The sequence below is a fragment of the Comamonas sp. C11 genome, assembly GCF_024496285.1.
Lineage (GTDB): Bacteria > Pseudomonadota > Gammaproteobacteria > Burkholderiales > Burkholderiaceae_C > Comamonas > Comamonas testosteroni_F.
The window spans coordinates 4,018,066-4,030,493 of sequence record NZ_CP101743.1 but is presented as its reverse complement, the minus strand read 5'-3'; the positions used below and the strand labels follow the sequence as shown (position 1 = coordinate 4,030,493).

Below are 12,428 nucleotides of genomic sequence, written 5' to 3'. Positions count from 1 at the left end.
CGTCCCGGGACGGTTACAGGCGGAAGACCTTGACGGCCTGGCCGCGCTCGACTTCCCAGTGCTGCTGGCTGCGCAGGCGCTGGGCCTGCCCCTGGCTGCGCGCATTGTGCTGCGCCAGCTTGATGGCCAGCAGCTCGCGTGCCAGCCGCTTGTTGGCATGCTGGCTGCGTTCGCTCATGACCTTGACGGCAATCCCGCTGGGCACATGCAGGGCATGGACGGCCGAGTCCGTGGTGTTGACATGCTGGCCGCCCTTGCCTGAAGCCTTGCAGGCCTGGAACTGGATCTCGCCGTCCATGGCCAGCTGGCGCGGCGGCTCGCAGCGCTGCACGGCGACGAACCAGTTCTTGCGCGGATGCCGGGGTCGGAAGGGGCTGGCGAAGATCCACTGGATGGTGCCCTGCCATTCGCGCAGTGCCGGCGTCTCGCGCTCGCAGCGCAGCAGCACCGACCTGTAGCCGGCCGGGGTGCGGAACTCCTCCAGCACCTCGACGGCCAGGTCCTCGGCGGCGCAGGCCTGCAGCAGCTTGCGCAGGGTCAGCTGCAGTGCGTACTCGCATTCGGCGGGGCCGTGGGCCGAGCTCAGTTGCATCAGCAGCATTGCAGGGCTCCCTTCTTGTAGGTCAGCAGGGGCCTGAGGCGCGCGACCAGCTCCACCAGGCCGGCTTGCTGCAGGCTGGCGACCACGGAGTCCACATCCTTGTAGGCCTGGGGCGCCTCCTCGTAGACCAGCTCGCGGTCGGCGCAGACCACGGCGCTGCCGAAGCGCGTGCGCAGCAGCTCGTCCAGCGTGAAGCGCGGCCGCAGCCGGCCCATGCAGTCCGTGCGCGCCCATTTGCGGCCGGCGCCGTGTGCCAGCGAATCCAGGGCCTCGTGCCGCCCGGCGATGGGCCGCACCAGATAGCTGTAGTCGCCGCGCGAGCCTGGAATGACGACCAGGCCCCGGTCCGCCGGCGTGGCGCCCTTGCGGTGCAGAAAACCGTCCTGGCCCTGCCAGTGGTGGGGCAGCACATGGTTGTGCGTGATGTCGAGCAGGGCTTCTGCCTGGGTGCGGATCGCGCGCAGCAGGCGCAGGGCGATGCTGCGGCGGTTGAGCCGCGCATAGTCAATGGCTGCATCGTGCTGCAGCAGGTATTGCCTTGCGGCTTCGCTGCCGGCGGCCAGGCCGTCGTGGCTGAAGCGCTGCACATGCTCGCGCAGTATGGAGCCGCCAAGGCCGCGCGAGCCGCTGTGCACCATGAGGTGCACGCGCTTTTTGTCGAGCGCGCCTTCCTCGTAGAGGGTCTCGACCTGCTGCAGTTCGGCAAAGTGGTTGCCGCCGCCTATGGTGCCCAGACTCTCCTGCAGACAGGCCAGATCGGCGACGCCGCTGGTCTGCGCGATCTGCTGCAGCTGCTCCATGTCCACGGTCTCCAGCAGCTCCTGAGGCGGAGGGCCGTCGATATTTCCCACGGCTTTTTCGAGCCTGGTGGCCGAGGTCTTGTGCACGGCCAGCTCGGTTGCGTACAGGGACATGCCGCAGCCTATGTCGCCGCCGACCAGGGCCGGGTAGAAGCGTCCTGTCGAGAAGAAGGCCGCGCCCACGGGATAGCCCCGGCCCGGATGCAGGTCGGGAAGACCCACGGCGGCGCGGATGCCGTCCAGATTGGCGGCTGTGGTGTGAAGTTGCTGGATGGCAGCGTCCTCGATCCAGACGCTGCGGTTGGCGAACACCTTGACATAGGTGTCCGAAAAAGAATTGCCCATGAATGGCCCTTGGTCGAATGCATGAAATCAGCGATTGGGCAGTCGCGACATGCTCGGCCGAGAGGCATCCGGGAATTCACGCGCAGCGCAAAGCCTGACTCCATGTCGTTCCATGGGTCGGCCAGGGTCTGCAGCGTGGCGGGAAGCGCTAGAAGGCTTTAGGCGTGCACGACTGCAAAGGGATTTGTCGTCTGGGACATGTCTCTCTCCTTTGCGTGAGTGGGGGAAGGCGCGCAACCCTTCGTGGATTGCGGCAAAGAAAGGCATGCTATGGACTGGCGAGCGGCGGCGCAAGCCGTGCAGGTCGATGCGTTGTGGATTGGCAACAGATATGAAAAAGCCCCGCAGGCCATGCCTGCGGGGCTTGAGGGACAGCGCGGGGGGAGTCCTGCGTCAGTCCTGAGGCCTGAAGCCGATGACCAGATCCGACGGTACCTTGCCGTCGATATCGCGCGGCAGCTTGTCGGTCTTGTGCAGGGCGCGGACCACGGCCTCATCCCAGGCCGCGTTGCCGCTGGACTTGGAGATCGTGGCACTGGTGATGGTGCCGTCCGGTGCCGTGCGCACGCGAACCTCGGCACGCGGATTGCCGCTGACCGCATCGGGGTAGACGATGTTGGGCTTGACGCGTGCGGCCACCTTGGCACCGTAGCCGGCCGATGGGCCGCCGCTGGCACTGCTGCCCGTACCGCCGGTGCGACTGCCGCCAGCGCCGCTGTGATCGCTGCCACCGCTGCCGCCAGCACTGCCGGAGCCGCCGGCCAGCCCTTGCAGGCGTGCCAGCTCAGCCTTGCGGCGATCATCGGCTGCCTTGGCATCCCTGGCGTCCTTGGCAGCCTTCTCCTTGGCTTCCCTGGCCGCTTTTTCCTTTTCAGCCTTGTCCTTCTCGGCTTTTTCCCTGGCAGCCTTGTCTTTGGCGGCTTTTTCAGCTTTCTCTTTCTCAGCCTTTTCCGCTTTTTCCTTCTCGGCCTTGTCCTTGGCCGCCTTTTCGGCCTTTTCCTTTTTCTCGTGCTCGAGCTTTTCCTTGCGTTCCTTTTCCGCTTTTTCAGCCTTCTCGGCCTTTTGCTTTTCCAGCTGCGCCTTTTCAGCCTTTTCCTTTTCGGCCTTGTCCTTCTCGGCTTTTTCCTTGCGCTCTTTTTCCTTGCGCTCTTTTTCGCGCTGTTCGCGGGCTTCCTGCTCGGCCTTTTCCTTCTTCAGCTGCTCCTGCTTTTTCTTTTTGGCCAGGGCAATCTCGGCCTCATGATCATCGTCATGGGCCTGAGCCTTGGGGGCCGGCGCAGGAGGAGGCAGCGGTGCAGCCACGGGCTCCGGCGGAGGAGGTGGCGGCTCGGGAGCCGGGGCTGGCTCCGGCGTGGGCTCCGGAGCGGGAGGCGGTGGTGTCACGGCGGCTGCGGAAGCCGGGGCGGAGCTGCTCCAGACCTCGGCTTCGACCATGGCTTCTTCGGCTTCCTTGGGGGGGCGCACCGTCCACAGCAGGGCCGCGATCAGCAACCCGTGCGCGGCCAGGGCGAGCGACCATGAGCGCGCCCGGCCTTTGGGGCGGGGCGGGGCAAACTGATCGCGATCTTGCTGGTTAGGCATGGTGAATTGGTGGTCTGCGCGGGCTGCGGCTTCAAGGCATCAAAGTCGCGGCTGGCGGCAGAGCTTCATGTATGGGTCAGTTGCTGGAAGAGGAAACAACGCCGAAGGCTATGCGCTTGACGCCAGCCTTGGACAGCGTGGTATGCGCCTTCATGACGTCATCGAAGGGCAGACCCTTGTCGGCGATGATCTGGATGGCGCTGTCCTCGCCCTGGCCTTGCTGCCAGGACTGGGCCAGGCCCATGAGGTCGCCAGGCTTGATGGTCTGGGTATTGCTGCCGTTCTTGAACTGGATGCTGCCGTCCTTGTCGAGCAGCACATAGGCAATGTTCTTGGTCGGCGGGCGCGAGGACTTGCCGGCGCTGGGTACATTGATGGAGCCGGGCGTGAGCATGGGGGCCGTCACCATGAAGATGATGAGCAGCACCAGCATCACGTCGATGAAGGGCACCATATTGATTTCATTGACGGTGCGGCGATTGCGACCGCGTGAACTCATGGCTGGCATGGATCACTCACTCCTTACAAATAGACTGCATAGCGCAGGCTGAAGACACCGAGCAAGGGCCGCCCCGCAGCAGGGGCTGACCCAGCGAAGCTGTCGTCCTCCTCCCGAAGAGAGAGGGGAAAGGCGCGAAGCGGCTCAGGGGGTGCTTCATTTCAATGGCCGGAGGCGGAGCCGCTGGCGGTGGAGCCGACATTGCGCTGCAAGATATTGGAGAACTCTTCGATGAAGGTTTCTTCCTGGCTGGCGATGCGGTCGATGTGATGGGCGTAGCGGTTATAGGCCGTCACGGCGGGGATGGCTGCAAACAGACCCATGGCAGTGGCCACCAGGGCTTCGGCAATGCCCGGGGCCACGGTGGCCAGCGTGATCTGCTCCATGTTGGCAAAGCCGGTGAAGGCGTGCATCACACCCCATACGGTGCCGAACAGGCCGACGTAGGGCGAGACCGAGGCCACGGTGCCCAGAAAGGACAGGCCGGATTCGATCTCGTCGAGTTCGCGCTGAAAGCTCGCGCGCATGGCTCGGCGCGTGCCGTCCATCAGAGTGGCGACGTCGCCGATGCGGCGCTCGCGCAGCTTCTGGTATTCACGCATGCCGCTGGCAAAGATGCGCTCCATGGGGCCGCCGGTCTTGGCGTTCTGCGCGGCAGAGGCATAAAGGTCGTTAAGGCTGGTGCCCGACCAGAAGTCCTGCTCGAAGTTGTCGTTGAGCGAGCGCACGCGCTTCAAGGTCTGGGCCTTGCGAAAAATGGTGGCCCAGCTCGCTATGGATGCGATCACCAGGATCAGCATGACCAGTTGCACCACCCAGCTGGCCTGCATGATGAGGCTGAGGATGGACATGTCTTGGGAGTTCATGAAAGTTGCTCCAGGATATGGTTCGGAATTCTCGCGGGGCGCATGGTCTTGCCATCCACCCACCCAATTCGGATGGAGCCCGTGCACAGTGGCGTGGGCTCTTGGGCTTGACTGTTGGAATGGACCAGCAGCGCCTGCTGCTCGATTGTGAGCGAAGCGCGGCCGGCACTTTTCAAGCTAGCGGTAACAAAGAGTTGGTCATCGAGTCGCGCCGGGTGCAGATATTCAAGCTGCGCAGACGTTACGACAAAGATGCCGCCGGTTTGTTCCCGCAGCTTTTGCTGGGCGATGCCCAGCGAGCGCAACCACTCGGTGCGGGCGCGCTCGAAGAACTTCAGATAGTTGGCATAGAACACGACGCCGCCGGCATCGGTGTCTTCCCAGTAAACGCGCAGCGGGAATGTGAACACCCCGGCTGCGGCGGCTTGCATCGCATCGGCCCCGTCAGGCAAAGGCGCTGGTTGGCTCTGCATCATCACGGATTCAGCAGAAGAGCTTTTTCATGCGAGCAATGGCTTCCTGCAACTGCTCCATGGAGTTGGCGGTGGAAAAGCGCACATAGTTCGCCGTCTCGGCCTGACCGAAGTCGCGGCCGGGGGTGATGGCCAGGTGTGCCTGGTTCATCAGCGCATAGGCAAAGTCCCAGCTGCCCTTCACGCCGAGCTTTTCGGCGGCAGCGCGGCAGTCAGCCCAGGCGTAGAACGCACCATCGGGCTTGACGGGCACGGGCAGGCCTATCGATTCGAGAGCCGGGATGAAGTAGTCGCGGCGGGCCTTGAACTCGGCGCGGCGGCGTTCGTATTCGGCAAGGCTTTCGGGCTCGAAGCAGGCCAGGGCCGCGTATTGCGACACGGTGCTGGCGCAGATGAACAGATGCTGGGCCAGCATCTCGATGGGCGCGACCAGGGACTCGGGCACCACCATCCAGCCCAGGCGCCAGCCCGTCATATTGAAGTATTTGCTGAAGCTGTTGATGGAGATGATGTCATCGCCCAGCTGGAGTGCCGATTGGCCGAAGGCTTCGTCATGCGACAGGCCCAGATAGATTTCGTCGACGATGGTCAGTCCGCCTTTGGCGCGCACGACGTCGTGGATGCGACGCAGCTCGTCGGGGGCAATCGAGGTGCCCGTGGGGTTGGACGGCGAGGCCAGCATCACGCCGCGCGTGCGCTCGCCCCAGGCCGCTTCGACCTTGGCGGCACTGAGCTGGAAGCGCTCTGCCGCCGAGGACGGAATCAGCACCGGCTTGCCCTCGGCCGCCGAGACAAAGTGCCGGTTGCAGGGGTAGCTGGGATCGGGCATCAGCACCTCGTCGCCCTCGTTGATCAGCGCCAGGCAGGCCAGCTGCAGCGCGGCCGAGGCGCCGGCCGTGATGATGATGCGGCGCGCCGGTACGTTCACGCCGAAGCGGCTGGCGTACCAGGCGCTGATGCGCTCGCGCAGCTCGGGCAGGCCCGGTGCCTGGGTGTATTGCGTGCGGCCGCCGCGGATGGCGCGTTCTGCAGCTTCCTGCACCAGAGGCGGGGCGCTGAAGTCCGGTTCGCCGATGTTCAGATAGATCATGGGCGTGCCGCTGGCGCTGGACTGGCGGGCCACTTCCTGCGCGTGCTTGGCCATTTCCATGACGTAGAAAGGCTCGATACGTTGGGCGCGGCGGGAAAGCTCGATGACGGACATGGACGACGTTATTCTTTCAATCAATCAGCGTTCGGGTGCAGTCTGGTGCCGGTGGATGCAGCCGTTGCAGCAGCCTCGCACCCATAAAAAAACTGCAACCAGCCAGCCGGTGCACCATAGCACCTGCGACCCTGTTGCAGTATTTGCATTGACTATGCATGTGGCGCCAGCAGGGCCGTGCAGGCACGACGCTGCAGGTCAAGCGGTTCAGCTGGCAGACTTGTTGGCGCGGTCATGCGCCACTTCGTTGGCGCGCAGCTCGGGAGCCAGTCCGTTGAGCACGGCGTTGACATACTTGTGACCATCGGTGCCGCCAAACTCCTTGGCCAGCTCGATGCACTCGTTGAGCACCACGCGCCAGGGTACGTCGGGGCAGTTCTGGAATTCATACACGCCAATCCACATGCAGGCATGTTCGATAGGCGAGATTTCGGTCAGGCCGCGATCGAGCTTGGGCGTGATCAGTGCATCCAGTGCAGCTTCGTTTTCCACGCAGCCGCGCAGCAGTGCATCGTAGTGCACCACGTCGGCCTTGTGAAAGCCGGCCAGATCGCGCGTGAAACGGTCGATGTCGAGCACCGCATTGCGGCCCACGATGTGCTGATACAGGCCTTGCAGTGCGAACTCGCGTGCGCGGCTGCGATTGGATTTGGAGCCCGCCTTGCGTGCGCCGGTGCTGGTCAGGCCGGTGCGCTTCTGGGGAGGGCGGCGCGAGCCGGACTCGCTGGATTGTTCTTCACTCATGATCGTCGTAGGAGTTGAGCAGATTGGCCATTTCCACGGCGACGCGGGCTGCGTCGCGGCCCTTTTCGACCTGGCGGGCAATGGCTTGCTCCATGTTTTCTGTGGTGATGATCGCGTTGGCGATCGGCAGTCGGTAGTCCAGGCTCAGACGTGTCACGCCTGCGCCCGATTCGTTGGCTACCAGCTCGAAGTGGTATGTCTCCCCACGGATGATGCAGCCCAGCGCCACCAGGGCGTCGTACTGATCGGTGTCGGCCAGTGTCTGCAGCGCCACGGGCACTTCGAGTGCGCCGGGGACGGTGACATGGTCGATGTTCTCGGTCTTCACACCCAGTGCCAGCAGCTCGTCGCGGCAGGAGGCAAACAGGGTGTTGGTAATGCTTTCGTTGAAGCGTGCTTGCACGATGCCGATCTTCAGCTCGGCGCCGTTCAGGTTCTGGCCTTGGCCTTTTTCTGCGTTTTGCATCTGGTGTTCCGTCTTTTATTCTTTGGGGATGTAACCCGTGATTTCCAGGCCGTAGCCCGCCATGCTGGGCATGCGGCGGGGCTGGCCCATGAGGTGCATCTTGCTCACGCCCAGCTCGCGCAGGATCTGCGCGCCCACGCCATAGGTGCGCAGATCCATGCGGCCGCGTTCGGGCGCCTGGGCCGAACGGGCCTTGCCTTCGAATTGGGTCAGCAGCTGCTCGCCGGACTCGCTGCAGTTGAGCAGCACGGCCACGCCCTGGCCATTGCCATTGATGTACTTGAGGCTCTCGTCCAGGCACCAGGAATGCTGGTTGCGGCCGGTTTCGAGCGCATCGAGCACCGACAGCGGCTCATGCACGCGCACGGGCACGGTGGTGTCTGGCTGCCATTCGCCCTTGACCAGTGCCAGGTGCACGGAGCCGCTGGGTACGTCGCGGAAGGCATGGGCGATGAATTCGCCATGGGCCGTCTGCATGGGGCGGCTGCCCACTTTCTGTAGCAGCGATTCGTTGCGGCTGCGGTATTCGATGAGGTCGGCAATGGTGCCGATCTTGATGCCGTGCTCGGCGCAGAACAGCTGCAGATCGGGCAGGCGGGCCATGGTGCCGTCGTCCTTCATGATCTCGCAGATGACGGCCGAGGGCGTGCAGCCTGCCAGCGCTGCCAGATCGCAACCGGCCTCGGTGTGGCCGGCGCGCATGAGCACGCCGCCGTCCACGGCCTGCAGCGGGAAGACATGGCCGGGCTGTACCAGATCGCTGGGCTGGCTGTTCTTGTTCACGGCCACCTGGATGGTGCGCGCACGGTCGGCGGCCGAGATGCCGGTGGTCACGCCTTCGGCGGCTTCGATGGAGATCGTGAAGGCCGTGCTGTACACGGTGCCGTTGCGCGCGGCCATGGGCGGCAGCTTGAGGAATTCGCAGCGCTCGCGGGTCAGCGTCAGGCAGATCAGGCCACGGCCGAAGCGGGCCATGAAGTTGATGGCCTCCGCTGTGACATGGTCGGATGCCAGAACCAGATCGCCTTCGTTCTCACGGTCTTCTTCGTCAACGAGAACGACCATGCGGCCGGCACGCATTTCCGCCACGATTTCTTCGACGGGCGAGATGGGCACAGGTTGGAGGGAGCTGTTCATGGAATGCCTTCTTGGACGTGAACTGGATGCGATGCACTGCAGTCGGCGGCTGGCGCATGACACGCACCAGTGAGGCATTGCCGACGCCGCCATGGGCGCAGGCAGGACTTCCAAAGAACGTGTGAGGCGGGAGGCCGCCTGGGCGGAGCCGCTTTCTGCAGGGTAAGGCCTTGCGGAAAGCGCTCATTCTATTGCAGAGCGAGCTTTGAGCGCGCGAGCCGACCCTGAAACCATGATGCAGTGCAAGAACGGGACGCAGCTCCAATGCGCAGCATCAAGCAAGGGCCGCCCCGCAGCCCAGCAATGATGCCGTCCTGCTTGGGAGGGGCGGCGAGGCCGCTCAGGGGGATTTTTAGTACTCGTGATCCTTGAGCACCACATCGCTGTCGGGATAGGCGCAGCAGGGCAGCACATAGCCTTCGGCCTGTTCCTCTGTCGTCACGCCCGGCCACTCGATGTCGTAGTGCACGCTGCCCGATACCAGCTGTCCCATGCAGGTGCGGCAGGTGCCGTTGCGACAGGAGCTGGGCCAGTTCACGCCGCCGCTCTCCAGCGAGTCCAGCAGCGACTGGTCGGTCCAGGCGTCGACCTGCTGGCCGCTGGGCTCGCACTTGGCGATGAAGAAGGGAGGGGCAAAAGCAGAGTCGTTGGACATGAGGCGCTGTAGTGATTCTTTGCAAAACCCGTTGTTGTAGCCGGTTTGCCAAGGCCGTGGGCCCGGTGCGGATTGCCTGTTTTTTCAGCGCTGAAAAATGAACCTTTTGAAATCAATGACTTGCCTGACTTATTCATTGGACCGGTGCAGTTGTTCACAAGGATGTCCAGCGTAGGACGGGATAAGTGTCTGTCTGTCGGATAGGGGCTGATCAAAAAATAGGCAGTTTGAGAAATTCCTGATAAATCAAGTGCTTGAGACATTGCTGCAAAAGCTATTCAGGCTTGTCCACAGGCTTGTTGAGAAAAATTGGGGAAAAGCCTGGCGCTTGTTGTTCTGGGTAACTCAAGCCGTAAACACGGTGAAGCATCCTCGTTTTCCTGCGCGTCCCTAAAAGTAGAGGTTGCTTCAACGGACGCTCCTGCTGCGGCTCTTCATAGGAACGCCACCACTACGCCAGCACGAGCTTGGCTCAGTTCTGCAGTACCAGCAATGCTTGGACTTCCGCCTTGGCCTGTATCCCGAGTCGCTCGAGATCAAGGCCTGTTGGCAAGTCGTCTTCGAGTATGACCTTGCCTGCACACAGCACCCACTTGAGGTGGGGACGCCCGCCGCTGGCGATGGGGCCGATGGCAGGGTCGTGCAGTCCAAAATATCGGGGGTCATCGAGTGCATATACGGCCAAATCGGCAGCCATACCGGCGGATAGATGACCGACACCTTCAAAGCCGAGCATCTGCGCGCCGCTCTGGCTGGCCCAGTGGATGATTTGCTCCACGGTGGTGGCGTCACCGCCTTCTTCGCCTAGCCCTTCGGGTATGGCGCGGGAAAGCGCGCCAGCCTGTGCGCGGTGTAGCATCCACGCAAAATGCAGCTCGCTGATCATGTCTGCGGCTTCGTTGGAGGCCGCGCCATCAACGCCCATCGTAACGGGGGAGCCCATTTTGGCTAGCGCAGGTGCGGGTGCGATTCCGTCGGCCAGGCGGGCATTGCTCTGCGGACAGTGGGCAATACCGGTACGGCTTTCTCCCAGCATCCTGATTTCCTCGGGGCTTAGGTGTACCAGGTGGGCCAGCCATACATCGGGCCCCAGCCACTCATTGCGGGCAAGATATTCGATGGGTAGGCAACCGAATTTTTCACGGCAATGCTCGATATAGGCCACGGACTCCGACATATGGCTGTGCAGTCGCAAGCCCATGGAGCGCGCGGCTCTGGCCACTTCCTTGAGCTCCGGTTTGGGCAGCGAGACATGGACAGAGGTGGGGGCCATGGCCACTTTGCTCATGGCCATGGGGGTGGTCTGGTGGAAGTACTTGGCCGTGGTTTGTACCGAGCTCAGCATCTGATCCAGTGTTTCGGTGGCCTGTAGCAGCTTTTCATCGGCTTCCAGCTTGCGGGTGACGGTGGCACCGCCACGCAGCAACATGAAGCGCATGCCCAGCGCGTTGGCTTCCTCGAACAAAATGGCGGCTGCATCAAAGTCCTGTCCTGGCTGGAACAGGTAATGATGGTCGGCTACGGTGGTGCAGCCTGAGCGTAGCAGCTCCACCAGACCAATGCGTGCGGCTATGCGCAAACGCTTTTCATCAAAGCTGCGCCGGTAGCTGAAGGGCACAGCCTGCAGCCACGGGCTCAGCGTCAGATTGATGCCTGCAGGCACACCTTTGAGTAAAGACTGGAACAGGTGGTGGTGGGTATTGACCCAGCCGGGGTAGATGACGCAGTTGCTGGCATTGAGCTGCTCCTCGCCGGGCAGGGGCGGTAGCCCGTTGCCCATCTCGGTGATGACGCCGCTCTCTATGCGGATGTCGCGGGCAGGGCTTCTGGCCTTGCTTCCTGACAGCCCCGTCATGATGGCTGCCGCATTGCGGATCAGAATATTGTTTTTCATGGGGCTCTCAGTTCTTGGGCATCAGGCCGTCCACGCCTTGAACCAGATAGTTCATATTGGCCAGATCACCGGGCGAGATATTCTGGCCCGCTGGAACGCGTGTCGTGCCTTGCTGATCGACCAAAGGGCCGGTGAAAATCTGGCGCTGACCTGAAGCAATTTCCTTGGTGAGGGTTTCAACCTGGTTGCGCACCTCGGCCGGAATGGCTGAGTTCAGCGGTGCCAGCTTGATGATGCCGTCGCTGAGGCTGCCCATGACGCTTTCGGGCTTCCATTTGTCCGCTAGTACTTCGTTGGCGACCTTGATGTAGAAGTTGCCCCAGTTTTGGGTAATAGAGGTGAGATTGGTCGTGGGGCCGAACTTGGACATGTTCGAGTAGTAGCCCAGGGTGTAGACCTTTTTCTCTTCGCCTGTGGTGACGATGGAAACGCCCGAGGTGGCATAGGCAAGAGTGTCTGAACCCAGCTTGATGAGAGCATTGGCGGCATCGCGCTCCTTGCCCGGGTCATACCAGGAATTTACCCAGATCAGGCGCAACTGAGCTTTTGGATTGGCGCTTTTCATGCCTAGTGCGAAAGCATTCACGCCTTGCAGCACCTCGGGAATAGGGAAGGCGCCCACGTAGCCGACCACATTGCTCTTGGTCATATGACCGGCGATCACACCTTCCAGATAACGGCCCTCATACCAGCGGGCGTTGTAGGTGCCGACATTGGTGGCTGTCTTGTAGCCGGTGCCGTTCATGAAGATGATTTTGGGAGCGGTGCGCGCCACCTTGAGCGTGGGCTCCATGAAACCAAAGGAGGGCGTGAAGATTAGTTTGCAGCCGTCTTTCACAAAATTGCGTACAACGCGCTCTGCGTCTGGGCCCTCTGCTATGTTTTCTACGTATTTGGTACTGATTTTGTCGCCCAGGGCGGCGACCAGTTCCTTGCGCGCCAGCTCATGCTGATAGGTCCATCCGCTTTCTCCAATCGGGTTGGAATAGAGAAAACAGACTTTGAGTGGCTCGGCGGCTGAGGCGCTGCCCAGGCCCAGCACAAAGAGCGACGCTGCGCTCCATGCTGCAAGACAGGGAAATGCGGTTGATCTATGCGTGTGGCGCACGTTGTTGCTGTTCATGGTCATGCCTCCTTGGTTCTGGTCGTAGGGAACGCGATGC

At 62.4% G+C, this 12,428-nt stretch carries 13 protein-coding genes; all 13 read right to left on the bottom strand.

Annotated elements, in window-relative coordinates; all coding sequences use genetic code 11:
* Positions 1-13: 13 nt before the first annotated feature.
* A complete protein-coding gene (gene prfH, locus NOX35_RS18445; RefSeq protein WP_182283599.1) occupies positions 14-601 on the bottom strand; it encodes a peptide chain release factor H in 588 nt (195 codons plus the stop codon).
* On the bottom strand, positions 592-1,746 hold the full coding sequence (locus tag NOX35_RS18440; RefSeq protein ID WP_256494262.1) for an RNA ligase RtcB family protein: 1,155 nt from the start codon (positions 1,744-1,746) through the stop codon (positions 592-594). The genes prfH and NOX35_RS18440 overlap by 10 nt, the downstream gene beginning before the upstream one ends.
* Before the next feature lie 393 nt (positions 1,747-2,139).
* A complete protein-coding gene (tolA, locus tag NOX35_RS18435; RefSeq protein ID WP_182283597.1) occupies positions 2,140-3,327 on the bottom strand; it encodes a cell envelope integrity protein TolA in 1,188 nt (395 codons plus the stop codon).
* Between the two features lie 76 nt (positions 3,328-3,403).
* Complete coding sequence (locus NOX35_RS18430) at positions 3,404-3,835, bottom strand: biopolymer transporter ExbD (protein WP_003077683.1); 432 nt, start codon at positions 3,833-3,835, stop codon at positions 3,404-3,406.
* Positions 3,836-3,987: 152 nt separating this feature from the next.
* On the bottom strand, positions 3,988-4,692 hold the full coding sequence (tolQ, locus tag NOX35_RS18425) for a protein TolQ (RefSeq protein WP_003077681.1): 705 nt from the start codon (positions 4,690-4,692) through the stop codon (positions 3,988-3,990).
* Positions 4,689-5,123: a tol-pal system-associated acyl-CoA thioesterase gene (gene ybgC / locus NOX35_RS18420; protein ID WP_182287260.1), complete on the bottom strand. Its 435-nt coding sequence runs from the start codon at positions 5,121-5,123 to the stop codon at positions 4,689-4,691. Before ybgC ends, tolQ begins: the two co-directional genes overlap by 4 nt.
* Positions 5,124-5,175: 52 nt before the next feature.
* The gene (locus NOX35_RS18415; protein ID WP_256494259.1) at positions 5,176-6,369 is read right to left on the bottom strand and encodes a pyridoxal phosphate-dependent aminotransferase; all 1,194 of its coding nucleotides are present in this window, start codon (positions 6,367-6,369) and stop codon (positions 5,176-5,178) included.
* Between the two features lie 207 nt (positions 6,370-6,576).
* Positions 6,577-7,113, bottom strand: a complete 537-nt coding sequence (gene nusB, locus NOX35_RS18410; RefSeq protein WP_256494256.1) for a transcription antitermination factor NusB — start codon at positions 7,111-7,113, stop codon at positions 6,577-6,579.
* Complete coding sequence (ribH, locus tag NOX35_RS18405; protein WP_182283594.1) at positions 7,106-7,579, bottom strand: 6,7-dimethyl-8-ribityllumazine synthase; 474 nt, start codon at positions 7,577-7,579, stop codon at positions 7,106-7,108. The genes nusB and ribH overlap by 8 nt, the downstream gene beginning before the upstream one ends.
* 15 nt (positions 7,580-7,594) lie before the next feature.
* Positions 7,595-8,716 carry a bifunctional 3,4-dihydroxy-2-butanone-4-phosphate synthase/GTP cyclohydrolase II gene (ribBA, locus tag NOX35_RS18400; protein ID WP_039048770.1) on the bottom strand — a complete coding sequence of 374 codons (1,122 nt, stop codon included), beginning with the start codon at positions 8,714-8,716 and terminating at the stop codon, positions 7,595-7,597.
* Positions 8,717-9,068: 352 nt separating this feature from the next.
* The gene (locus tag NOX35_RS18395; RefSeq protein WP_149356639.1) at positions 9,069-9,371 is read right to left on the bottom strand and encodes a 2Fe-2S iron-sulfur cluster-binding protein; all 303 of its coding nucleotides are present in this window, start codon (positions 9,369-9,371) and stop codon (positions 9,069-9,071) included.
* A gap of 472 nt (positions 9,372-9,843) precedes the next feature.
* On the bottom strand, positions 9,844-11,265 hold the full coding sequence (locus tag NOX35_RS18390) for an amidohydrolase family protein (protein ID WP_182283593.1): 1,422 nt from the start codon (positions 11,263-11,265) through the stop codon (positions 9,844-9,846).
* A 7-nt stretch (positions 11,266-11,272) separates the two neighbouring features.
* Complete coding sequence (locus NOX35_RS18385) at positions 11,273-12,388, bottom strand: BMP family ABC transporter substrate-binding protein (RefSeq protein ID WP_256494254.1); 1,116 nt, start codon at positions 12,386-12,388, stop codon at positions 11,273-11,275.
* Positions 12,389-12,428 lie beyond the last annotated feature (40 nt).

Excerpts from the sequence above, each read along its gene's own strand:
- prfH (WP_182283599.1), bottom strand. The coding sequence starts at position 601 with ATGCTGCTGATGCAACTGAGCTCGGCCCACGGCCCCGCCGAATGCGAG.
- NOX35_RS18440 (WP_256494262.1), bottom strand. The coding sequence starts at position 1,746 with ATGGGCAATTCTTTTTCGGACACCTATGTCAAGGTGTTCGCCAACCGC.
- tolA (WP_182283597.1), bottom strand. The coding sequence starts at position 3,327 with ATGCCTAACCAGCAAGATCGCGATCAGTTTGCCCCGCCCCGCCCCAAA.
- NOX35_RS18430 (WP_003077683.1), bottom strand. The coding sequence starts at position 3,835 with ATGCCAGCCATGAGTTCACGCGGTCGCAATCGCCGCACCGTCAATGAA.
- tolQ (WP_003077681.1), bottom strand. The coding sequence starts at position 4,692 with ATGAACTCCCAAGACATGTCCATCCTCAGCCTCATCATGCAGGCCAGC.
- ybgC (WP_182287260.1), bottom strand. The coding sequence starts at position 5,123 with ATGCAAGCCGCCGCAGCCGGGGTGTTCACATTCCCGCTGCGCGTTTAC.
- NOX35_RS18415 (WP_256494259.1), bottom strand. The coding sequence starts at position 6,369 with ATGTCCGTCATCGAGCTTTCCCGCCGCGCCCAACGTATCGAGCCTTTC.
- nusB (WP_256494256.1), bottom strand. The coding sequence starts at position 7,113 with ATGAGTGAAGAACAATCCAGCGAGTCCGGCTCGCGCCGCCCTCCCCAG.
- ribH (WP_182283594.1), bottom strand. The coding sequence starts at position 7,579 with ATGCAAAACGCAGAAAAAGGCCAAGGCCAGAACCTGAACGGCGCCGAG.
- ribBA (WP_039048770.1), bottom strand. The coding sequence starts at position 8,716 with ATGAACAGCTCCCTCCAACCTGTGCCCATCTCGCCCGTCGAAGAAATC.
- NOX35_RS18395 (WP_149356639.1), bottom strand. The coding sequence starts at position 9,371 with ATGTCCAACGACTCTGCTTTTGCCCCTCCCTTCTTCATCGCCAAGTGC.
- NOX35_RS18390 (WP_182283593.1), bottom strand. The coding sequence starts at position 11,265 with ATGAAAAACAATATTCTGATCCGCAATGCGGCAGCCATCATGACGGGG.
- NOX35_RS18385 (WP_256494254.1), bottom strand. The coding sequence starts at position 12,388 with ATGAACAGCAACAACGTGCGCCACACGCATAGATCAACCGCATTTCCC.